The 22171-nt window shown below is 63.8% G+C and carries 25 protein-coding genes; 15 read left to right on the top strand and 10 right to left on the bottom strand.

The features are described from left to right. Position 1: 1 nt before the first annotated feature. From P9236_RS08690 to coaD, 3 genes are read right to left on the bottom strand one after another with little or no spacing between them, the layout of a single operon-like run. Positions 2-514: a peptidylprolyl isomerase gene (locus P9236_RS08690; protein WP_278074193.1), complete on the bottom strand. Its 513-nt coding sequence runs from the start codon at positions 512-514 to the stop codon at positions 2-4. 29 nt (positions 515-543) lie between these two features. Then, positions 544-1134 (bottom strand): peptidylprolyl isomerase, encoded by a 591-nt coding sequence (locus P9236_RS08685; protein ID WP_278074192.1) that lies wholly within the window; start codon positions 1132-1134, stop codon positions 544-546. A 17-nt stretch (positions 1135-1151) separates the two neighbouring features. After that, positions 1152-1652, bottom strand: a complete 501-nt coding sequence (gene coaD / locus P9236_RS08680) for a pantetheine-phosphate adenylyltransferase (protein ID WP_278074191.1) — start codon at positions 1650-1652, stop codon at positions 1152-1154. A gap of 250 nt (positions 1653-1902) precedes the next feature. Here coaD and P9236_RS08675 point away from each other — a divergent pair, with 250 nt between their 5' ends. Next, positions 1903-2055: a hypothetical protein gene (locus P9236_RS08675; RefSeq protein WP_278074190.1), complete on the top strand. Its 153-nt coding sequence runs from the start codon at positions 1903-1905 to the stop codon at positions 2053-2055. Positions 2056-2106: 51 nt separating this feature from the next. On the opposite strand, the gene gyrA is transcribed toward P9236_RS08675, so the two are convergent. Next, complete coding sequence (gene gyrA / locus P9236_RS08670) at positions 2107-4902, bottom strand: DNA gyrase subunit A (RefSeq protein WP_278074189.1); 2796 nt, start codon at positions 4900-4902, stop codon at positions 2107-2109. Between the two features lie 209 nt (positions 4903-5111). Between gyrA and P9236_RS08665 the strand changes: the two genes are divergently transcribed. Next, positions 5112-6809, top strand: a complete 1698-nt coding sequence (locus P9236_RS08665) for a SulP family inorganic anion transporter (protein ID WP_278074188.1) — start codon at positions 5112-5114, stop codon at positions 6807-6809. Then, positions 6806-7426 carry a ParB-like protein gene (locus tag P9236_RS08660; protein ID WP_278074187.1) on the top strand — a complete coding sequence of 207 codons (621 nt, stop codon included), beginning with the start codon at positions 6806-6808 and terminating at the stop codon, positions 7424-7426. The genes P9236_RS08665 and P9236_RS08660 overlap by 4 nt, the downstream gene beginning before the upstream one ends. A gap of 62 nt (positions 7427-7488) precedes the next feature. On the opposite strand, the gene P9236_RS08655 is transcribed toward P9236_RS08660, so the two are convergent. Then, the gene (locus P9236_RS08655; RefSeq protein WP_278074186.1) at positions 7489-8340 is read right to left on the bottom strand and encodes an AraC family transcriptional regulator; all 852 of its coding nucleotides are present in this window, start codon (positions 8338-8340) and stop codon (positions 7489-7491) included. 98 nt (positions 8341-8438) lie between these two features. Here P9236_RS08655 and P9236_RS08650 point away from each other — a divergent pair, with 98 nt between their 5' ends. From P9236_RS08650 to P9236_RS08640, 3 genes are all read left to right on the top strand, one after another. After that, positions 8439-8987, top strand: coding sequence for a hypothetical protein (locus tag P9236_RS08650; protein ID WP_278074185.1), 549 nt, complete (start codon positions 8439-8441; stop codon positions 8985-8987). Positions 8988-9001: 14 nt separating this feature from the next. Continuing rightward, positions 9002-9379 (top strand): VOC family protein, encoded by a 378-nt coding sequence (locus P9236_RS08645; RefSeq protein WP_278074184.1) that lies wholly within the window; start codon positions 9002-9004, stop codon positions 9377-9379. 93 nt (positions 9380-9472) lie between these two features. Further along, entirely contained in the window at positions 9473-10102 is a 630-nt protein-coding gene (locus P9236_RS08640; RefSeq protein WP_278074183.1) for a MarC family protein, read from the top strand. Between the two features lie 51 nt (positions 10103-10153). Here the strand turns inward: P9236_RS08640 and P9236_RS08635 are convergent, their stop codons facing one another. The 3 genes from P9236_RS08635 to P9236_RS08625 all read right to left on the bottom strand — a co-directional run bounded on the left by P9236_RS08635 (position 10154) and on the right by P9236_RS08625 (position 11643). Further along, positions 10154-10579 carry an OsmC family protein gene (locus P9236_RS08635; protein ID WP_278074182.1) on the bottom strand — a complete coding sequence of 142 codons (426 nt, stop codon included), beginning with the start codon at positions 10577-10579 and terminating at the stop codon, positions 10154-10156. 110 nt (positions 10580-10689) lie between these two features. Beyond that, a complete protein-coding gene (locus tag P9236_RS08630; protein ID WP_278074181.1) occupies positions 10690-11088 on the bottom strand; it encodes a DUF2306 domain-containing protein in 399 nt (132 codons plus the stop codon). A 36-nt stretch (positions 11089-11124) separates the two neighbouring features. Further along, entirely contained in the window at positions 11125-11643 is a 519-nt protein-coding gene (locus P9236_RS08625) for a single-stranded DNA-binding protein (protein WP_278074180.1), read from the bottom strand. Between the two features lie 236 nt (positions 11644-11879). Between P9236_RS08625 and P9236_RS08620 the strand changes: the two genes are divergently transcribed. The 9 genes from P9236_RS08620 (at position 11880) to P9236_RS08580 (ending at position 20733) form a co-directional block, all read left to right on the top strand. Then, a complete protein-coding gene (locus P9236_RS08620) occupies positions 11880-12194 on the top strand; it encodes a metalloregulator ArsR/SmtB family transcription factor (RefSeq protein WP_278074179.1) in 315 nt (104 codons plus the stop codon). Next, positions 12191-12667 (top strand): SRPBCC domain-containing protein, encoded by a 477-nt coding sequence (locus P9236_RS08615; protein ID WP_278074178.1) that lies wholly within the window; start codon positions 12191-12193, stop codon positions 12665-12667. The genes P9236_RS08620 and P9236_RS08615 overlap by 4 nt, the downstream gene beginning before the upstream one ends. Before the next feature lie 20 nt (positions 12668-12687). Next, on the top strand, positions 12688-13293 hold the full coding sequence (locus P9236_RS08610; RefSeq protein WP_278074177.1) for an ATP-dependent Clp protease proteolytic subunit: 606 nt from the start codon (positions 12688-12690) through the stop codon (positions 13291-13293). 68 nt (positions 13294-13361) lie between these two features. Further along, positions 13362-13643 carry a hypothetical protein gene (locus tag P9236_RS08605; protein ID WP_278074176.1) on the top strand — a complete coding sequence of 94 codons (282 nt, stop codon included), beginning with the start codon at positions 13362-13364 and terminating at the stop codon, positions 13641-13643. 801 nt (positions 13644-14444) lie between these two features. Continuing rightward, a complete protein-coding gene (uvrA, locus tag P9236_RS08600) occupies positions 14445-17366 on the top strand; it encodes an excinuclease ABC subunit UvrA (protein WP_278074175.1) in 2922 nt (973 codons plus the stop codon). Continuing rightward, positions 17366-17776 (top strand): DUF302 domain-containing protein, encoded by a 411-nt coding sequence (locus P9236_RS08595; protein ID WP_278074174.1) that lies wholly within the window; start codon positions 17366-17368, stop codon positions 17774-17776. Before uvrA ends, P9236_RS08595 begins: the two co-directional genes overlap by 1 nt. Beyond that, a complete protein-coding gene (locus P9236_RS08590) occupies positions 17773-18231 on the top strand; it encodes a GNAT family N-acetyltransferase (RefSeq protein ID WP_278074173.1) in 459 nt (152 codons plus the stop codon). The genes P9236_RS08595 and P9236_RS08590 overlap by 4 nt, the downstream gene beginning before the upstream one ends. 26 nt (positions 18232-18257) lie before the next feature. Then, complete coding sequence (locus P9236_RS08585) at positions 18258-19064, top strand: DUF72 domain-containing protein (RefSeq protein WP_278074172.1); 807 nt, start codon at positions 18258-18260, stop codon at positions 19062-19064. 523 nt (positions 19065-19587) lie between these two features. Next, the gene (locus P9236_RS08580) at positions 19588-20733 is read left to right on the top strand and encodes a GGDEF domain-containing protein (RefSeq protein ID WP_278074171.1); all 1146 of its coding nucleotides are present in this window, start codon (positions 19588-19590) and stop codon (positions 20731-20733) included. Positions 20734-20833: 100 nt separating this feature from the next. Here the strand turns inward: P9236_RS08580 and P9236_RS08575 are convergent, their stop codons facing one another. Together P9236_RS08575 and urtE are read right to left on the bottom strand one after the other, a co-directional pair. Next, positions 20834-21010 (bottom strand): hypothetical protein, encoded by a 177-nt coding sequence (locus P9236_RS08575; protein ID WP_278074170.1) that lies wholly within the window; start codon positions 21008-21010, stop codon positions 20834-20836. Between the two features lie 423 nt (positions 21011-21433). Further along, positions 21434-22129 (bottom strand): urea ABC transporter ATP-binding subunit UrtE, encoded by a 696-nt coding sequence (gene urtE / locus P9236_RS08570; RefSeq protein WP_278074169.1) that lies wholly within the window; start codon positions 22127-22129, stop codon positions 21434-21436. Between the last annotated feature and the right edge of the window lie 42 nt (positions 22130-22171).

Raw genomic sequence — 22171 nt, 5'->3', positions numbered from 1 at the left:
CTTACTTGACGTCCGCCGCGACCTTCAGCGACACGATCTTGTCGGGATCCTGCACCGGCTCGCCGCGCTTGATCTTGTCGACATTCTCCATGCCTTCGATGACCTGGCCCCAGACCGTGTACTGGCGGTTGAGGAAGGAAGCGTCGTCGAAGCAGATGAAGAACTGCGAGTTGGCCGAGTTCGGGTTCTGCGCGCGAGCCATCGAGCAGGTGCCGCGGCCGTGGTTGGCGTTGGAGAATTCGGCCTTGAGGTCCGGCTTGTCGGAACCGCCCATGCCGGCGCGGGACGGAGCGAAAGAGGGTTTGCTCGAATTGCCGAACTTGACGTCGCCGGTCTGCGCCATGAAGCCGTCGATGACGCGGTGAAAGACCACCCCGTCATAGGCGCCTTCACGCGACAGCTCCTTGATGCGGGCGACGTGGCCGGGCGCAAGGTCCGGATACATCTCGATGACGACCTGGCCTTTGGTCGTTTCCATGATGAGCGCGTTCTCGCGGTCCTTGATCTCAGCCATGTCAGAAAATCCTTTGAAAATTGAGTGGGTTACTTGTTGTCGGCGGCGATGCGAACCTTGATCATGCGATCGGGGTCGGTGACGGTCCCGTTGTCGGCCTCGTCGCCCTTCTTGATCTTGTCCACCAGTTCCATGCCGCTCTCGACCTTGCCGACGATGGTGTACTGGCCGTCGAGGTTCGGCGCCGGCGCGAACATGATGAAGAACTGGGAATTGGCCGAATTCGGGTCCTGCGAGCGGGCCATGCCGACCACGCCGCGGGTGAATTTCTCGGCCTGCGAGAACTCGGCAGGCAGGTCGGGAAGGTCGGAACCGCCGGTGCCGACGGCTTCGGGATTGAAACCCTTCTTCATGTTGCCGAACTTGACATCGCCGGTCTGCGCCATGAAGCCGTCGATGACGCGGTGGAAGGCGACATAGTCATAGGCGCCCTCGCGCACCAGCTTCTTGATCTGCGCGACATGCTTGGGCGCGAGATCAGGACGCAGCGCGATGGTCACGTCGCCGTCCTTCAGCGTGACGATCATGGTGTTTTCCTTGTCGGCGGCAAAGGCAGGCGGGGATGCCGCCAAAACGCCGGCAAGCACGACAAGGAACGAAGCGAGCTTTTTCAGCTGCATGGGGATCTCCGGGAGGGTTACTTCGCGAACTTGGCAGTGAGCGCGCCTGCGACGGCAGCCGGCACGAATGGGCGGATGTCGCCGCCCATCGACGCAATCTGGCGGACAAGTGTGGCGGTAATGGTGCGCACCGACGGGCTGGCCGGCAGGAAAACGGTCTGCAACTCCGGCGCCATGGTCTCGTTCATGCCGGCCATCTGCATCTCGTAGTCGAGATCGGTGCCGTCGCGCAGGCCGCGGATAATGATCGAGGCGCCATGCTTCCTGGCGGCGTCGATGACCAGACCGTCGAAGGCAACGACCTTGATGCGGGCGCTGTCGCGGCCGAACTCCGCCTTCGTCGCGGCCTCGATCAGCTTCACGCGTTCCTCGAAGGAAAACAGCGGCGTCTTGCCCGGGTGGATGCCGATCGCCGCGTAGACGGTGTCGGCCACGGCGAGCGACGCCTTCAGGACGTCGAGATGGCCGTTGGTCAGCGGGTCGAAGGAGCCGGCGTAAAGGGCGGTGCGTTCAGTCATGGCAGGCTTCTAGAGCAATTCCAGGAAAAGTGTGAGCGGTTTTCCGTCCGGAATTGCGCAAACGCTTTAGCGAGCCTCTCGAGCAAAGGCAAATCCCATTGATGCGGCTAGCCGTGAACCTTTTCACGGACATGAACGACAGATGAATACGACAATCACGAACGCTTCACGCAGCGTTCACTAGGTTGCCGCTTCAGGAGATGAAACCAAAGCACCATCTTTATCGTTGTGAGCGCAGGAGAACACGCAAATGCTGATCTACATGCTTGCCACTGCAATGACCATCGTGATGCTGATCGCAACCGCCTTCGGGCTGCATCAGGAAGCGGCGCGAGTGCGCGTCAAGGCCAACACCAAGCGGTTCGATGGCTTCGTTGCCCGCAATGTCTACCGTCGCCACTGATTTCCAGCCATGATCGCACCGGCCCAAGGGCCGGTGGCGCGTAGCCAAAGCCTATTCTGGATTGCTCTCGCCCGCATCCTGTGCGGTGCCAGCCTCACTCGAAGGCGTCTCTTCGGCTTCCTCGTCCGACTGCGGCTCCGAAATCCGCTCAACCGACACCACCTTCTCGCCTTCGGCCGTGTTGAAGATGGTCACGCCCTTGGTGGCGCGGCTGGCGAAGCGTATGCCGTTGACCGGCACGCGGATGACCGTGCCGCCGTCCGAAACCAGCATGATCTGATCGTCGTTGCCGACCGGGAAAGTCGCGACAAGGCGCCCGATCTCGGCCACTTTCGACACATCCGTGGCGCGAATGCCTTTGCCGCCGCGGCCCGTCAGGCGGAAATCGTAGGAGGACGAACGCTTGCCGTAGCCGTATTCGGTCACCGTCAGCACAAGCTGCTCATGCACCTTGAGGAATTCGTAGCGCTCGTCGGAAAGCTCGGCTTCCTCGCCGATCTCCTCATTGGTGAGCGCGATCTCTTCCTCCTCGGCAGCACCGCCGGCGGCCAGCCGGCGTTCGGACGCCGCACGCTTGAGATAGGCCGCACGCTCTGCCGGTGAAGCATCGACATGTTCGATCACGGACATCGAGATGACGCGATCGGTCTCGGCCATGGCGATGCCGCGCACGCCGACGGAGTTGCGGCTCTGGAAAACGCGCACGTCGCCGACCGGGAAGCGGATGCACTGGCCGGAATTGGCAGTCAGAAGCACGTCGTCATTGTCGGTGCAGGTCTCGACGCCGAGTATCTCGTCGCCCTCTTCCTCCAGCTTCATGGCGATCTTGCCGTTGCGGTTGACCTGGACGAAGTCAGACAGCTTGTTGCGGCGCACCGTGCCTCGCGTGGTGGCGAACATCACGTCGAGCTCGCCCCAGCTCGTCTCGTCCTCGGGCAATGGCATGATGGTGGTGATGCGCTCGCCCTGCTCGAGCGGCAGCATGTTGATCAGCGCCTTGCCGCGCGATTGCGGGTTGCCGACCGGCAGCCGCCAGACCTTTTCCTTGTAGACGATGCCGCGCGAGGAGAAGAACAGCACCGGCGTGTGCGTGTTGGCGACGAACAGCCGGGTGACGAAATCCTCTTCCTTGGTCGACATGCCGGAGCGGCCCTTGCCGCCGCGGCGCTGCGCCCGGTAGAGCGACAGCGGCACGCGCTTGATGTAGCCGGAATGGCTGACGGTGACGACCATATCCTCGCGTTGGATCAGGTCCTCGTCTTCCATGTCCGCACCGCCCTCGGCGAGCTCGGTGCGGCGCGGCGTGCCGAACTCGTCGCGGACTGCGATCAGCTCGTCCTTGACGATCTGCTGGATGCGCGCGCGGGACGACAAAATGTCAAGGTAATCAACGATCTCGGCGCCGATCTTGTTCAGCTCGTCGGCGATCTCGTCGCGGCCGAGCGCGGTCAGGCGCTGCAGGCGCAGATCGAGAATGGCGCGCGCCTGTTCCTCGGAGAGATTGTAGGTTCCGTCCTCGTTGATGCGGTGGCGCGGATCGTCGATCAGCTGGATCAGCGGAGCGACGTCGTGGGACGGCCAGCGCCGCTCCATCAACTGCTCGCGCGCCGTCTGCGGATCGGGCGCGGTGCGGATCAGCTTGATCACCTCGTCGATGTTGGCGACCGCGATCGCAAGACCGACCAGCACATGAGCTCTCTCACGAGCCTTCCGCAAAAGATACTTCGTGCGCCGGCTGATCACTTCCTCGCGGAAGCCGACAAATGCTTTCAGCATGTCGATCAGCGTCAGCACTTCCGGCTTGCCGCCGTTCAGCGCCACCATATTGGCGCCGAACGAGGTCTGCAGCGGCGTGAAGCGGTAGAGTTGGTTGAGGATGACGTCGGCGACGGCCTCGCGCTTCAGCTCGATGACGACGCGGTAGCCCTGGCGGTCGCTCTCGTCGCGAATGTCGGAGATGCCCTCGATGCGCTTCTCGCGCACCAGCTCGGCCATCTTCTCGATCATCGCCGCCTTGTTCACCTGGTAGGGGATCTCGGTGACGACGATCGATTCACGGTCGTTGCCGCGCGCCTCGATATTGACGCGGCCACGCATGACGATCGAGCCGCGGCCCGTCGAATAGGCGTTGTAGATGCCGGAACGGCCCAGCACGATGCCGCCGGTCGGGAAATCCGGACCGGGCACGATCTCCATCAGCGACGGCAGGTCGATGGCCGGATTGTCGATGATGGCGATGGCGCCGTTGCAGACTTCGGCCAGATTGTGCGGCGGGATGTTGGTGGCCATGCCGACGGCGATGCCGCCCGAGCCGTTGACGAGAAGGTTCGGGAAGCGGGCCGGCAGCACGCGCGGCTCGGTGGCGGACGCGTCGTAAGTGTCCTGAAAATCGACCGTTTCCTTGTCGATGTCCTCCAGCAGCTCATGCGCGACCTTGGTCAGCCTCGACTCGGTGTAGCGCATCGCCGCCGGCGGATCGCCGTCGATCGAGCCGAAATTGCCCTGACCGTCGATCAGCGGCACGCGCAGCGACCAGTCCTGCGCCATGCGCACCAGCGCGTCGTAGATCGAAGCGTCGCCATGCGGATGATATTTACCCATCACGTCGGCGACCGGGCGCGCCGACTTCACATATTTGCGGTTCCAGTGGTAGCCGCTTTCATGAGAGGCGTAGAGGATGCGGCGGTGGACGGGCTTCAGGCCGTCGCGCACGTCGGGCAGCGCGCGGCTGACGATCACGCTCATGGCATAATCGAGGTAGGAGCGCTGCATCTCCTCGATGATCGAAATCGGCTCGATGCCAGTGGGGCCGCCCTCCGGCCCGCGCGGTGTCTTCTGGTCGGTCAAATCAGGTCACAATCCTGTCGGGAATCACTCACCGCTTATATAGGAAGCCGGGCTGAAACTCCAATGGCGACAACACTTTTCCAGAGACAATTTCGGTGGTAATTTCAAAAGGATACCGCTGATTGCGACGATATGGCCAAGGTCGATTTCTCCTTCAAATGGCAAGGTCGGCCATGGATCGTCTTCCTCGGGCAGAAACTGCGAACGCGATGAACTGGATCTCGTGGCTGCCTCTGCGGGCGCTGAGCGGCTGGACGGCAAAGGACCTCGACGGCGATCTGGCGGCCGGCATCACGTTGGCGGCGATCGCCATTCCCGAACAGATGGCGACGGCCAGGCTCGGCGGCTTCCAGCCGGAGATCGGTTTCTTCGCCTTCGTCGCCGGATCCGTGGCATTCGCCCTCTTCGGCGCCAACCGCCAGCTCTCGGTCGGGGCGGATTCGACGATCACGCCGCTTTTCGCCGGCGGGCTTGCCTTGATCGCGACATCCGGCTCGCCGCACTACCTGGCACTGGCAGCCATGCTGGCGCTGATGGTCGGGCTGCTGGTGGCGCTGAGCGGCGTCTTCCGCCTCGGTTGGATCGCCGACCTCCTTTCGGTGCCGGTCACGACCGGCTTCCTCGCCGGCATTTCCGTCCACATCATCGTCTCGCAATTGCCAGGCCTCCTCGGCCTGCCGCCGGAAAGCGGCGAGACGCTGCGGCGCATCGGTGAAATCGCCGCCAATCTTCACCTCGCCAATGCGTGGAGCCTGGCGCTCGGGCTCGGCGTGTTCGCGATCGTTTTCATTGCCGCGCGCATCAGCGCCCGCATCCCCGCTGCCCTGATCGGGATGGTACTGGCCACGCTCGCCGTCATGGTCTTCGACTTGAAGCGCCAGGGCGTCGAAGTGCTCGGCGCCTTGTCGAACGGGTTGCCGATGCCCGAAATGCCGACCGTCGACTTCCGAGATGCGCAGGCGCTCATCCCGCTCGCGCTGCTGATCGCCATCGTCGTCATGGTGCAGACGGCGGCCACCAGCCGCTCCTTCGCGCCGCAGGATGGCGAAGCACCCTACGTCAATCGCGATTTCGTCGGCGTCGGTGTGGGCAGCATCGTGGCCGGCCTGTTCGGCGCCTTTGCCGTCAACTCCAGCCCGCCGCGCACGGCCATCGTCGCCCAGACCGGCGGCCACTCGCAGCTGTCTGGCCTAATTGCCGCGGCCATCGTGCTGGCGCTCGGCGCCTTTGGAGGAAGCCTGCTCGCCAACGTGCCGCAGGCCGCCCTTGCAGGCGTGCTGATGTTCGTGGCCCAGCACATCCTGCGCTGGCAGGTCTTCGCCAAAGTCTATCGCCAGGCACCGGGCGAGTTCGCGCTGATCCTGGTCACCATGATCGCTATTGTCGTCCTGCCGATCGAAACAGGCGTCGCGATCGGCATCGGCCTGTCACTGCTGCACGGCATCTGGGGCTCGACGCACACGGAGCCGATCGAGCTGGCGCAGGTGCCGGGCACGTCGGTGTGGTGGCCGCCGAGCGGCTCGAGCGCGGGCGAGCAGCGCCCCGGCGTGCTGGTGGCTGCGTTCCAGGCGCCGCTCTCCTTCGTCAATGCCGACCGCTTCAAGCGCGGCCTGCGCGACCTGATCGACGCCAGGAGCGATGAGGTGAAATTGGTGGTGCTGGAGGCCAGCAACATCGTCGAGATCGACTACACCGCCGCCCAGGCGCTGATCGACACCATCCGCCACTGCCGCGACAAAGGCGCCGTCTTTGCCATCGCGCGCATGGAATCGCTGCGCGGCCAGGCGGCGCTGAACCGCTTCGGCATCGCCGACCTGGTCGGCACGCAGCGGATATTCCACAGCGTCGACGCCGCCATCAAGGCGCTTGGCCCAGGACAACCTCAACAGCAGGACGACGTGCAATGACAAGTCCACGCGAACCCATCGTTACTCCGGTCGCGGTGAAGGAACTGCGGCCGACGCAAATGACGGTCGGCATGCGCGAGGTGGAGCTGAAACGCCGGATGATCCGGGCGCGGAACGACGAGGAAACGGGCACATTCCTCGGCCATCACATGGTGCCGGTGGTGCTGGGTCCGAAGAAGCGCAACTATGTCGTCGACCATCACCACATGGCCCGCGCCCTGATCGAGGAGGGCGTCAAGGACGTGCTGGTGACGGTGACCAGCGACCTGTCGAAGCTCGACAAGGACGCTTTCCTCACCGTGCTCGACAATCGCGGTTGGATGCATCCGTTCGACGAGAACGGCAGGCGGCGCGACTATGACGCGCTGCCGAAGAGCATGGCCGATCTCGTCGACGACCCCTATCGCAGCCTCGCCGGCGAATTGCGCAGGCAGGGCGGCTTCGCCAAGGATACGACGCCCTTCAGCGAGTTCCTGTGGGCGGATTTCCTGCGCCGGCGCATCGACCGGGCTGCGGTGGCGAAAAGCTTCGACAAGGCGATGAAGCAGGCCCTTGCCCTGGCCAAGAGCAAGGACGCGGATTATCTGCCCGGCTGGTGCGGCCCGACATCGGACTGACGGTGCATCCTATTGGCTGGTGCAATCCCAGGAAAAGTGCGTAGCGTTTTTAAAACAAACGCCTAGAGCGGTTCAGTGAAGCGCCGGATCCCTCTGACGCGGCGGGCGCGATAGGCGCTGGGCACCTCGCCCATCTCGCGCTTGAACCGCCGGTTGAAGGTCGACAGATCGTTGAAGCCGGCGTCGAAGGCGATCGTCGAGATCGCTTCGTTCGACGCGCGCAGCCGCACGGCGGCTCGGTGCAGCCTGGTCCGCAGCAGGAACTGATAGGGCGTCATGCCGGCGACGTGCCGGAACGTGCGCAGGAAGTGAAACGGGCTGGTCGCCGTGCCGTCGGCGAGCTCGGTCAGCGACAACGGCCGCTCGGCATTGAGCTCTATCAGGCGCACCGCCTCGGCAACGCGTTTCTGGTCGCGGCGGCTGGGTGCGGATGCGACCCTGGAAGAACCGGGCGTGGCCCCAACCACCGCGCCGGCAATGCGCAGGCCGAGCTCTTCGAGCGCTTCGCCGTCGCCCGTTTCCCGCGCGGCCTCCGCTTGCGCCAGCAAGGACGCCAGCGCCGGCAAGGGCGGCAGGCGCGGACCGGCGAAGCCGAGCCGCTTCGCGCCCGGAACGTCGGCGATGACGCGCTCCATATAGGCCGGCGAAAAATGGAAGGAGAGGCAGCGGTCGCCGGCGCCGTGCTCATGGCCGCATTCGTAGCAGGCGCCGGGATTGCCGAGCAGGACGGCGCCGGGAGCAAGCATCGCCGTGCCCTGCCGCGTCCGGTAGCGGAACGTGCCCCTGGTCACGGCGGCGACGCAAAAACAGCGATGCTGTTCCTCGAACGGCCTGTCGCCAGCGCTTGCTGTGCAGATCACGTCGGACACCTGCCAGCCAGGCCCAGAGGCAAGATTTTTCTCGGTCGTCGTCATGGGCGTCGTCGTCATGGCGAAAAATAGCAATTTTTCCCAAGCGCAGAACCCGGCCGTGCCCCTATTGCTTCCCCTCTCCTGACAAACGAGGCAGCAACATGACCGATCCTTTTGCTGAAGCCCTGCACAGCGACGGCCCCGATCCGGACCTTGCCGAGAAGCTCAAGCTCTACGGCCGCTTCGTCGGCGCCTGGACATTCGACGCCACACGCACTCTCGAGGACGGCACCCGGCTTACCGGACGCGGCGAGGTGCATTTTGGCTGGGTCCTGGAGGGCAAGGCAGTCCAGGACGTCTGGATATTGCCCGCTCGGGACGCCGGCCCCTCGCCCTCCCTCGGTCCCTGGACTTTCTACGGCACGACGCTGCGCATCTACGATCCCGGCACCGATGCCTGGCACATCTTCTGGAGCGATCCGCGCAGCCGCTATTTCAGCCGCCAGATCGGCCGTGGCGAGGGTGACACGATCGTCCAGCAAGGCGTCGATGACACCGGGTCCTCGGTGCGCTGGAGCTTTTCGCGCATCACCCAGAACTCGTTCCGCTGGCTGGGCGAGCGCTCGCATGACGGCGGCGAAAACTGGCGCATCGAGGTCGAGTTCCTGGCGCGACGCTCGACTCCAACCGGACCGATCAACCAACTGTAATCATGGAGAAAACGATGCTCGATCACATCTCGATAGGCGTCCGCGACACCAACGCCTCGAAACGTTTCTACGACGCGGCCTTGCAACCGCTAGGCTATTCCTGCCTCAGCCAGTCGCCCGGCTCGCTCGGCTACGGCGCTGAGGCCGTCCGGCTCTGGGTCAACGAGGCCGGCCGCCCGGTGCCGGCCGACACCGACTCCGGCCTGCACTTTTGTTTCGCCGCACCGACGCGCGCCGGCGTCGATGCATTCCATGCGGCGGCGCTGCGCGAGGGCGGCAGGGACAATGGCCCGCCTGGCCTGCGCGCGGCTTATGGCGACAACTACTATGCGGCGTTCGTCATCGACCCGGACGGCTATCGCCTGGAGGCCCATTGCGGCAAAGGAGAATAGCCGGCTGATTTCCCCTTCCGGCTGTTTCCAGTGCCCCCGCTTTGCTCTACCAATTGCGGGGCTTGGGCTTTGCCCGGCGGGAGGGGACCAGCGATGCCGAGCTTCGACAGCCTGTTCAACGCCTTCGTGACCATCCTGGTGACCATCGACCCGCCGGGTCTGGCGCCGCTCTTCCTCGCGGTGACGCGCGGCATGAACCGCGAGGAGCGTCAGCAGGTTTCCGTCCGCGCTTCGGTGATCGGCTTCCTTGTGATGGCGCTGTTCGCGCTCGCCGGTGCCTCGATCCTGTCGGTGTTCGGCATCACGCTGCCGGCCTTCCGCGTCGCCGGCGGCTTCCTGCTGTTCTTCATCGCCTTCGAAATGGTTTTCGAGCGCAGGCAAGACCGCAAGGAGAAGATCGGCGACGTCGCCATCACCAAGGACATGATCCACAACATCGCCGCCTTCCCGCTGGCGATCCCGCTGATCGCCGGCCCCGGCGCGATCTCGGCGACCGTTCTGCTGTCGGGACACTTCGAGGGTTTTAGCGCTCAAGCCGCGCTGGTCGGCATTATCGCGATCTGTCTTGTCCTCACCTATCTGGTCTTTGTGCTCGCCGAGCGCATCGACCGCATTCTTGGTCAGACCGGCCGCTCGATCCTGACGCGGCTGCTCGGCGTCATCCTGGCGGCGCTCGCCGTGCAGTTCGTGGCCGACGGCGTCAGGGCGCTGATGGCTGCTTGAGCGGCACCCCTACTGCCTACTGCCTACTGCCTACTGCCTACTGCCTACCGCCTATTTCACCGTTGTATCGACGACCTCGAAATCATGCGTGACGGTCGCCGTCTTGGCCATCATCGCCGTCGCCGAGCAGTATTTCTCGATCGATAGATCGATCGCGCGTTTCACCTTGTCGCGCGAGAGCGCCCGGCCCTTGACGATGAAATGCATCTGGATACGGGTGAAGACGCGCGGCTCGGTCTCCGCGCGGTCGGCGTCGAGCTCGACCACGCAGTCCTCGACCGCCTCGCGACCCTTCTCGAGGATGTGAACGACGTCATAGGCGGAGCAGCCGCCGGTGCCGATCAGCACCAGTTCCATCGGGCTCGGCCCAGGCGTTCGGCCTTCCGGCCCATGCGCCGTACCCAGCACGACCTTGTGACCGCTGCCGGACTCGCCGACAAAGGTGCGTTCCTCGACCCATTTGACGCGTGCTTTCACGACAAACCTTCCTTGCAACGTTGCATCGCAGCGGACGGATGACCCACTGCGAATGTTTGTTTATACGCAATTCCGAACGGAAAACCGGCGCACACTTTTCCTGGAATTGCTCATTGGCCGAACACGACCGCATGCATGATACGGCCGGGCAGCAAGGTGAAGATGCCGGCGCCGACAAGCGCGAACAAGTAGAGCTTGATCATGGCGCTTCGATGCGCGGCCACCTTATGGCTATGCGCATACCATACCGCCAGCGGCACGGTGACGACCACCAGGATAGACAGGATGTGGATCGGGCTCAACGGCCCGATCAGCCGGATCTGCTGGATCCAGAAGCTCGAGACGGCGATAACCAGCATCAGCGCCGCCCAGGCATAGCCCATCACACGATGGCGTGTCGTGCCTTTCGGCAGGGCCAGTTGCGCGCCGCCCACCGCCAGCGCGGCTAAGGCCGCGAACGCATGCCATGGAATGGGAGGCGGCGCGGATAGAAGCGGCCCGAGCGACATCCCCTCTCCTCAGATGCTTGCCACGCGGTTCGGTTCTCAGAACGGAATCTCGTCGTCCAGTTCGCGCGACGAGCCGCCGCCACCGCCCCTGGAACCGCCACCGCCGCCACGGCTGAAGCCCTCGTTCGGGCCTGACTGGCCGAAATCGGAGCCGCGGTTGTTGCCACCGGAATAATTGCCGACCTGGCCGCCGCCGCCTTCGCCGCGCGCGTCGAGCATCTGCAATTCGCCGCGGAACTTCTGCAGCACGACCTCGGTCGTGTAGCGGTCATTGCCGGTCTGGTCCTGCCATTTGCGCGTCTGCAACTGGCCTTCGACATAGACCTTCATGCCCTTCTTCAGATACTGCTCGGCGACCTTGGCGAGCTGGTCATTGAAGATGACGACGTTATGCCACTCGGTCTTCTCCTTGCGCTCGCCGGAATTCTTGTCGCGCCAGCTTTCCGAGGTGGCGATGCGGATATTGACGACCGGATCGCCCGAATTCAGCCGGCGGATTTCAGGGTCCGCCCCGAGATTGCCGACCAGAATGACCTTGTTGACGCTACCCGCCATCGTACTTCTCCGCGCTCATCCGAAACAAATTTTAAGTCGCTCACCTTACAGCCTGCCGGTCGCCCATGCCCGCAAAGGCTGGCTTTTCCCACAAGGTTTTTGTTCTCTTTTCGTTCTAGTCCCGGCCACTGCCTCTGTCAAGGAATGTCAGCAAAGGCAAGGTGGGCCGTCATATCCCGATATGGAGATCAAATAGCCGCTTGCCAAACCAATAAGTATCGACTTATGCTTCGTACATGATCGAAGCAGAGATTTTCCGGGCGCTGGCCGATCCGACACGGCGCGCCGTCTATGAGCGGCTGGCGACTAGCGAACTGACGGTGTCGGAGCTGCGCGCCGGCATGAGCGTGTCGCAGCCGGCGGTCTCGCAGCATCTTGCCGTGCTGCGCGGCGCCGGCCTCGTGGTCGAGCGGCGCGCCGGCCGCAACGCCTATTATCGCGCCGACCCGCAAGGGCTCGATCCTCTGCTCGGCTGGATCGAACGCTACCGCGCCTTCTGGCCGGAGCGCATCGAGAGGTTGAAGACGGTTCTGAAGGAAATGGACCAATGACGACTGCAAGACACCCGGAAGCGGCCAATGCGCCGCTCAGCTTCGAATGCGATCTTCCCGACCCGCCGGAAAAAGTCTGGCGGGCGCTGACCGAGCCTGAATTACTCGCCGCCTGGATGATGCCCAACGACATTGAGCCCGAAACCGGCAGGCGCTTCGCCTTTGCCGGCCCCGACGCCGCAATCGAATGTGAAGTGCTCGACGCCAAACCGGCCAGGCTCTTACGCTATTCCTGGCGCGAGCGGCCCCGCGCCGACGCTGCCGAGCGGTTGCCGGCATTTGACAGCATCGTCACCTTCACGCTTGAGCCGACGATCTCTGGCGGCACGCATCTTCGCATCGTCCATGACGCCTTCGTGCCGGCGGCGCAGCCTGTCATCGCCGTGGCCGGCGCCGGTTGCGGTCTTTCGCTCGACGCGTGCAAGAAGCCTATAGCCGCCAATGCGCCCTGCATGATGCTGCGCGCAGCCTGACCCCCGAGGATACCCTGCCCATGAGCGCCCTTGCCAATCTGGTACCGATGGTGATCGAGCAGTCGAGCCGCGGCGAACGCGCCTTCGACATTTTCTCGCGGCTGCTGCGCGAGCGCATCGTCTTCATCAACGGCGAGATCAATGACGGCGTCTCGGCGTTGGTCTGCGCGCAGCTCCTGTCGCTGGAATCGGACCATCCCGACAAGGAGATATCGATCTACATCAACTCGCCGGGCGGCGTGGTGACCAGCGGCTTCGCCATCTACGACACGATGCAGTACATCTCCTGCCCGGTGTCGACGGTGTGCATGGGCTTCGCGGCGTCGATGGGCTCCTTCCTTTTGATGGCCGGCTCGCCCGGCCGACGCATCGCGCTGCCCAACACCAGGATCGTGCTGCATCAGCCGCTCGGCGGTTTCCAAGGCCAGGCCTCCGACATCCAGCGTCATGCCGAGGACATCCTGCGCACCAAGCGCCATATGACGGAACTCTACGCCAAGCATTGCGGCCGCAGCTACGAAGAGGTCGAGCGCACGCTCGACCGCGACTATTTCATGACCGCCGAGGAGGCCAAGGCCTGGGGCCTCGTCGACCATGTCTACGACACGCGCAAGAAGGCGGCCTGACTGCGCTGCGCGGCAATTTGATTGCCGCGCGTCTGGCTTCACTTTCGGCGCGCCTCTATAGTCCCGGCATGATCCGTTCGTTCAGAAATCCAGTTGTTGCTGCGGCAGCGGCACTCGCGGTCGCGCTGATCGCCTCCAACACCGCCTTTGCGGACGACAGCTCGACGCAGAAACTGCCAGGCGTCAGCGGCGACTATCATATCGCCAAACCTGCCCCGCAGCCCGAACCGGATGACGCGCAGCCCGCCGGCGGCAACGGCACTTTCAAGATCGGCAATACCGATGTCAGGATCTCCGGCAGCGTAACCATCGACATGGCGACGGGCGGCATCAGGCCGCCCAACCACTGAGGCAATTCCAAGAAAAGGCGCAGCCGGTCCCACTCCGGAATTGTGTAGCAGGTGGAACAACCGCCCGACTTCTGACCGCAAAAATGTAAGCCCCGCCACTGCTTCCGCAGGTGGACGGGGCTTTCATGGATCTGAAAACCCAACTTTGGCCGGGAGTGGACTGCCGGCGTTCTGTTTCGGATGCAACGCGGCCTTCAGCCGACGATCCGACTATGGTCTCTGATTGTAGCGATCGGCAGGTCACGGTTTGTCGGGTCGGCGCTCACGCCACCCTGGCACTTATGCCCGCCGCGGCTCCATCCTTGCGTGGAGCCTCAAGGGACTGTCCGGTGGCGTCATGCTCCGCTCCTTCTGTCCGTTGCGACCATTGTCGTACGAAGCTCTAATCGCAAATGCCCGCGGCGTCTCGCAGGCCACCTTCAGGTGGCGAGGCCATCGAAAGACGGCCGGCTTCGCTGACGACCCGAGACTGCTCCCGCGGGTCGCCTGCGTCAACCGTTCAGTAGCCGATTACCGAAAAATGTGATCGCCGGGAGGTTACGTGCGGGTTAGTCGGGCACCGCCGCTGATCAGTGAGGCGGCAATCGACGGTGTTTGTTTCCACAGCGCTTTGTCAGGAGCGTGTTCGGCCTTTGTTCTTTCCGCTTGCCCGCTCTCGCGAAAGACGGTTAAACCCATAGTTGGCCGCTTCCGTCGAGATTGTGGCGTCTCTCGACGCGGCGGCCAAACTACCTACATAGAGGATGGCCGGGACAAACCGGCCAATCCAGCAAAATTCCAGACCTGAGGCGGCGACCGGCGATGGCCGACCAAAAATACCTTTCCATTCGCGGGGCACGCGAACACAATCTCAAGAACGTCGACCTCGACCTGCCGCGCGACAGCCTGATCGTCATGACCGGCCTGTCAGGATCCGGCAAGTCGTCGCTTGCCTTCGACACCATCTATGCCGAGGGCCAGCGCCGCTATGTCGAGAGCCTTTCGGCCTACGCCCGCCAGTTCCTGGAGATGATGCAGAAGCCGGACGTCGACCAGATCGACGGCCTGTCGCCCGCCATCTCGATCGAGCAGAAGACCACTTCGCGCAACCCACGCTCGACGGTCGGCACCGTCACCGAGATCTACGACTATATGCGCTTGCTGTTCGCGCGCGTCGGCATCCCCTATTCGCCGACCACCGGCCTGCCGATCGAGAGCCAGACGGTCAGCCAGATGGTCGACCGCGTGCTGGCGCTTGACGAAGGCACGCGCCTCTATCTGCTGGCGCCGATCGTGCGCGGCCGCAAGGGCGAGTATCGCAAGGAGCTGCTGGAACTGCAGAAGAAGGGTTTCCAGCGCGTCAAGGTCGACGGCGTCTTCTACGAGATCGCCGACGTGCCGGCGCTGGATAAGAAGTACAAGCACGACATCGACGTCGTCGTCGACCGCATCGTCGTGCGCGGAGATCTGGCGACGCGGCTTGCGGACTCGATGGAAACCGCGCTCAAGCTCGCCGACGGGCTGGCGGTGGCCGAGTTCGCCGACCGGCCGCTCGACGCCAGCCAGACGGGCGAGGACTCGGTCAACAAGTCGAAGAACGAGACGCATGAGCGCATCATGTTCTCGGAGAAGTTCGCCTGCCCGGTGTCCGGCTTCACCATTCCGGAGATCGAGCCCAGGCTGTTCTCTTTCAACAATCCGTTCGGCGCTTGCCCGACCTGCGATGGCCTCGGCAGTCAGCGCGCCATCGACGCCAATCTCGTGGTGCCGGATGAGAACGTCTCGCTGCGGGACGGCGCCATCAGCCCATGGGCGAAATCGACCTCGCCCTATTACGCTCAAACTCTGGAAGCGCTCGGCAAGGCCTACAGCTTCAAGCTCGGCGACAAGTTCAAGGACCTGAGCGCCGAGGCGCAGCAGGCCGTGCTGCACGGCACCGGCGAGCGCGAGATCACCTTCCAGTATGACGACGGCCTGCGCTCCTATAAGACCACCAAGACCTTCGAGGGCGTCATCCCCAATCTCGACCGACGCTGGAAAGAAACGGAATCGGCCTGGATGCGCGAGGAGATCGAGCGCTTCATGTCGGCGACGCCCTGCCCTGCCTGCAACGGCTACAGGCTGAAGCCGGAAGCGCTCGCCGTGAAGATCGCCGGAAAGCACATCGGCGAGGTCACCGAGCTGTCGATCCGCAAGGCCGACCAGTGGTTTACCGACCTGCCGGCGCAGCTCAACGAGAAGCAGAACGAGATCGCGGTCAGGGTGCTGAAGGAAATCCGCGAGCGCCTTCGCTTCCTGAACGATGTCGGCCTCGACTACCTGACATTGTCGCGCAACTCCGGCACGCTGTCGGGTGGCGAGAGCCAGCGCATCCGCCTCGCTTCGCAGATCGGCTCCGGCCTCACCGGGGTGCTTTATGTTCTGGACGAGCCGTCCATTGGCCTGCACCAGCGCGACAATGCGCGCCTGCTCGATACGCTGAAGCATTTGCGCGACATCGGCAACACGGTGATCGTCGTCGAGCATGACGAGGACGCCATCCTGCATGCCGACTATGTCGTCGACATCGGCCCGGCCGCCGGCATCCATGGCGGCCAGATCATCGCGCAGGGCACGCCGCAGCAGATCATGGCGACGCCGGCCTCGATCACCGGCAAATATCTGTCGGGCGAACTCGAAGTAGCGACGCCACAGCTGCGCCGCGAGGCGAAGAAGAACCGGCGGATCAAGGTCGTCGGCGCGCGCGGTAACAATTTGAAGAACGTGACGGCGGAGATTCCGCTCGGCACCTTCACCTGCGTCACCGGCGTGTCCGGTGGCGGCAAGTCGACCTTCCTGATCGAGACGCTGTTCAAGGCGGCTTCGCGCCGCATCATGGGCTCGCGCGAGCATCCGGCCGAGCATGACCGCATCGAGGGGCTTGAGTTCCTCGACAAGGTCATCGACATCGACCAGTCGCCGATCGGCCGCACACCGCGTTCCAATCCGGCCACCTATACCGGTGCCTTCACGCCGATCCGAGACTGGTTCGCCGGCTTGCCGGAGGCGAAGGCGCGCGGCTATCAGCCGGGGCGCTTCTCCTTCAACGTCAAGGGCGGCCGCTGCGAAGCCTGTCAGGGCGACGGCGTCATCAAGATCGAGATGCACTTCCTGCCGGACGTCTACGTCACCTGCGACGTCTGCCACGGCAAGCGCTACAATCGCGAGACGCTCGACGTGCTGTTCAAGGGCAAGTCGATCGCCGACGTGCTCGACATGACGGTCGAGGAAGGCGTCGACTTCTTCTCGGCGGTGCCAGGCGTGCGCGACAAGCTGGTGACGCTGAACCAGGTCGGCCTCGGCTATATCCATATCGGCCAGCAAGCGACGACGCTGTCGGGCGGCGAGGCACAGCGCATCAAGCTCGCCAAGGAATTGTCGCGCAAGGCGACGGGCAAGACGCTCTACATTCTCGACGAGCCGACCACCGGCCTCCACTTCCACGACGTCGCCAAGCTGCTCGAAGTGCTGCATGAGCTGGTCGACCAGGGCAACACGGTGGTGGTGATCGAGCACAATCTCGAGGTTATCAAGACAGCCGACTGGGTGCTCGACCTCGGCCCCGAGGGCGGCGACGGCGGCGGCGAGCTCGTCGCCTCCGGCACGCCGGAAGCGATCGTGCGCGAGAAGCGCAGCTACACCGGCCAGTTCCTGAAAGAGCTGCTGGAGCGACGCCCCGGAGGCAAACGCGAAGCGGCGGAGTGATGACGAACGACGGCCTCGTCTCCGTTGAAAGCCGTTTTGGCGTGGCCGAAACCATCGACCGGCTGGTCGATACCATCACCTGTGCCGGATTGCGAGTCTTCGCTCGCATCGATCACGCAGCCGGCGCGCATGAAATCGGCGCCGCGCTGCGCCCGACCGAATTGCTGATCTTTGGCCATCCCAAAGGCGGCACGCCGCTGATGCAGGACCGGCAGCTTGCGGGCATCGACCTGCCGGTGAAGGCGTTGGCCTGGGAAGATGCACAGGGCAAGGTCTGGCTGTCCTACAACGAAGCGCAGTGGCTGGCCGAGCGGCATGGCCTCGGCGATACCAGCCGCGATGCAGTCGCGGCGATTGCCGCAGGGATGCATAAGGTTGTTCCGGCCGCCGCTGGGACCAATCAATCATGAGACTAGCTCGCTCCGAAGATCTCTCCGCCATCGTCGTGCTGACAACGGAAGCCTATTCGCCCTACACCGCCCTGCTCGGCGCGCCGCCGATCCCGGTCACCGAGGACTATGCGCCGCGAATCGAGCGCGGCGAAGTCTGGCTGCTGGAGGATGGTTCCGAACTGGCCGGGCTCATCGTGCTGGAACGGCATCCCGACCACGCCATGATCTTCAGCGTCGCAGTGGCGCCGGCCTTCCAGGGCAAGAAGCTCGGCATCAGGTTGCTCGACTTCGCCGATGAGCAGGCGCGAACGTGGCACGTGCCGGAGGTGCGGCTCTACACCAATTCGCGGATGGAGCGGAACATCGCGCTCTATTCGGCCTATGGCTATTGCGAGACGAGTCGCCGGCCGAACCCCTATCGGCCGGGATGGACCGTGGTCGATATGGCCAAGCCGATCGACAAAGCAGCCTGATAAATTCGAAAACCGGGAGGAAGACGATGACCAGTCAAGGAAAGATCCGCTCCGGCATGGGCGGCTGGACCTTCGAACCCTGGGATACCTCCTTCTATCCGGACAAGCTCGCCAAGACCAAGCAGCTCCACTATGCCAGCCGCCAGGTGCCGACCATCGAGGTCAACGGCACCTACTATTCCAGCTTCAAGGAACCGACCTTCGTCAAATGGGCCGGCGACGCGCCGGACGGCTTCGTCTTCTCGCTGAAGGGCAACCGCTTCGTCACCAACCGCCGCGTGCTCGGCGAGGCGGGTGAATCGATGATGCGCTTCCTCGGCTCAGGCGTCGCCGCGCTCGGCGAGAAGCTCGGGCCAATCCTGTGGCAGTTCGCGCCGACGAAGAAATTCGACGCGGACGATTTCGAGGCTTTCCTGAGGCTGTTGCCGGAGAAGCAGGACGGCGTGCCGCTGCGCCACGCGCTGGAAGTGCGGCACGACAGCTTCATCGTGCCCGAATTCCCGGCGCTGGCGCGCAAATACAGAGCCGCCATCGTCTATGCCGACCATGCCAAATATCCGGCGATCGCCGACGTAACCGGCGATTTCGTCTATGCGCGCCTGCAGACCGGCAGCGACGACAATCCGGACTGCTACACGCCGAAGGGGCTCGACGAATGGGCGGCGCGGGCAAAGACCTGGGCGGAAGGCGGGCAGCCGGCCGGCCTGCCGCGCGCCGATCCCAAGACCGATGCGCCGGTCAAGCCCCGCGACGTGTTCGTCTACTTCATCACCGAAGGCAAGGTGCGCGCGCCCTTCGGCGCCATGGCGCTGATGAAGCGAGTAGCCGATTAAGGCGGCGAGACTTTGAGAGGACGACATTGCGTAGCTCCGCCGGAACTTACCGGGCATTTCGACCGTTTTGCCTGTCTCGCCGGGAGCCGGTTCATAGCGGTTGGGCTGAACGCTGGCTGGGGCATCGGGAGAACCCGGAGAAGGCGGGCGATATGGCTGTCATCCTCATTGGGGCGTTACTTACTGTCGCCGGGATTGTGTACATGGCGGCCGCAGTTCTCTGGCGCGGGCAACTTAGTGATCCGGCGCCTGCAGCCCCGGATCGCCCGAAGCCATACCTCACAACCCCTGGCCCGACGATCGAGCCGCGCCGACGCGGCCTCCGCTTCCTCGGCCTTTCACGGAATTGGCCGGGTCTGCTGATGATGGCGATCGGCCTTGCCCTGCTCTTGTCGGTAACAATCCTATAATGCGGGAAAATCCGGCATCTTCACCGCTATCGTAACGTAATCGATACTTCCTTGCCGCACTAATGCACCTACGCCAGGTTGCAGAAACCCGGTGCGCCGGCAAGGACGGGTGCATGCTGCTCGACTACAATTCATTGCTGCTGGCCGTCGGCTTCTCCGCCGCCTGCCTCAGCCTCACGCTGTTCGGAACCTGGCTGACCGCCCGTTCCGACAAGTTCCTGCTGACATGGGCGATCAGCGTGCTTGTGGTTGTGGTCGAAGTCTTTGTCTATGACGCCTACATCGCAGCGCCCGGAGCGGCTCTCGGCGTCCTGACACTGGCGGTGCTCCTGCTTGGCTTCTCGGTGATGCTGGGCGCGGCCCACCAGTTCCGGACCAGCCGCTCTCCGCTGCCGCGCATCGCGCTTGGTTCCAGCATCTCCTTCTTGCTGGCTCTGCCGCCGATGGCGCTCGGCTATGACGGGCTGGGCTTCATGCTGGAGAATTCGCTTGCGGCGCTGCTTCTGTTCGGCACCGCGTATGAGTATTGGAAGGGCCGCGGGGAAGCGCCGGCGCAGCTTATCGGCGCGGCGCTGCTTTATTCGCTGACCGCTGCGTCCTTCGTGCTGTGCGCTGCCGTGCTGGCATGGGACGGCAGGCTGGTCCTCGGCCACGCGCCGAGCAACTGGGCCGAAGACCTGAGCCTGGTCATCGTCATCGCCTCGATGACCGGCATCGGCGCGCTGTCGCTGGCGCTCAACCAGGGGCGGCTCGCGCGCCATCACAAGCGCGAGGCTGAGACCGACGCGCTGACCGGACTGCTCAACCGTCGCGCGTTGTTCGACCTGCATGGCAAGATGCCTGTCGGCGCCTTCATGGCGGTGGTGGTGTTCGACCTCGACGGCTTCAAGGCGATCAACGACCAGTTCGGCCACGCCGCCGGCGACGAGGTGCTGAAGGTATTCGCCGAAGAATTGGCCGGCAATTTGCGCCCGAACGATGTCGCTGCCCGCATGGGCGGCGAGGAGTTCGCGCTGGTGCTGAAGCGCACCTTGCCCGAGATGGTCGAGGGTACGGCCGAACGGATAAGGATGGCCTTTGCGGCGCGAACGATCGACACCGAAACGGGCCGGCTCAATTGCACGGTGAGCGCCGGTTTCGCTTTCGGCAGCAGCGAAGGCGTGCGCTTCGACAAGGTGCTCAGCGCCGCCGACAAGGCGCTTTACGCAGCCAAGCGCGGCGGCCGCAACCGCGTGCTCGACGTCCGCCGCTGCGCTTGAAGCTCTAGACAATTCCAGGAAAAGCGTGAAACGGTCGGACTTCGCGACTTCGCCGTAGCCTTCCGTCTGGAATTGCGTCGACCTTTAGCGGCTCAAGCCGTCAGTGATGCCCGATCACTTCGTAATAAGCGTCGAGGTCGACATAGAAAACCTTGGTTATTTCTCCAAGCAGATCGTCCTCGTCGTAGCCTTGCGACATCAGGATGTTGATCGCCGTCATGATGTCGATGCGTTCGGTGAGGCGCCGCTTCTGATAGTCCTCGACAAAACGTTCCATCGCCTTCCCCTGGCAAGTTCCTTGTTGGACGCATCGACCGACAATCACTCAGGAGAAAGCTAGGCGGGTTTGCTTGCGTGGAACTTGCCGGCTGAGTGCGCCCTTCCCCTCATTCGCGACTGGTACGGAAAGCGGCCGACTCACCAAGGCCAGGGAAAGACTAGCATGCAGCTTTGAAGCCGTCAGAGTAGAATGAGTTCGTCATCCTTGGGCGCAGCGACGCGAAGCTGAGCGAAGACCCAAGGATCCATGCCGTTACTTCCAAACGTTACTATCGGTGCAGAATCCGGAAATGGTTGGGGCCGCCACACAAGAATCTATTCTCTGTCGCAGCACTCTTCGGCCAGCGTCACGGAATGGATCCTTGGGTCTGCGCCGCGTCGCTTCGCTCCTTGCTTCGCCCAAGGATGACGACGAGGCGCGTTATACTGTCAAAAACTTCCGCACGTCCGCCCTGTCGAGATCCTCGGCCGGTCCGGTGTGAACGATCTGGCCGCGGTCCATGATGTTGACCTCGTCGGCAAGCTCGCGGCAGAAGTCGAGATATTGCTCGACCAGCAGCACCGCGATTCCGGCCTGGTCGCGCAGATAGCGGATCGCGCGGCCGATGTCCTTGATGATCGACGGCTGGATGCCTTCGGTCGGCTCGTCGAGCACGAGCAGCTTCGGCCGCATCACCAGCGCGCGGCCGATGGCGAGTTGCTGCTGCTGGCCACCGGAAAGATCGCCGCCACGCCGCGACAGCATCTGCTTCAGCACCGGGAACAGCTCGAAGACATGCGCCGGAACGCTGCGGTCGCCGCGCCGCAGCGGCGCGAAGCCCGATTCCAGGTTCTCGCGCACCGTGAGCAGCGGGAAGATCTCCCTGCCCTGCGGCACGAATGCGATGCCCGACCGGGCGCGATCATACGCCGCGCTCCGGTCGAGCGCCTTCCCCTCGAAGGCAACGCTTCCGCTCGTCAGCCGGTGATGGCCGACGATCGATCTCATCAAACTGGTCTTGCCAACGCCATTACGGCCGAGCACGCAGGTGATCTTGCCCGCGCCGGCCTTCAGCGAAACGCCGCGCAGCGCCTGGGCGGCGCCGTAGTGGAGCGTGGCGTTGGAGACTTCGAGCATGGTCAGCCCCTTCTCCAGCGCTTCAGGAAAGCGAAATCGAAA

Origin of the sequence: Mesorhizobium sp. WSM4884 (assembly GCF_029625675.1) — a bacterium.
In the GTDB taxonomy this organism is placed as follows: Bacteria; Pseudomonadota; Alphaproteobacteria; order Rhizobiales; family Rhizobiaceae; genus Mesorhizobium.
Note: the sequence above shows the minus strand (reverse complement) of the source record. Positions and strands in the feature narration are given on the sequence as shown.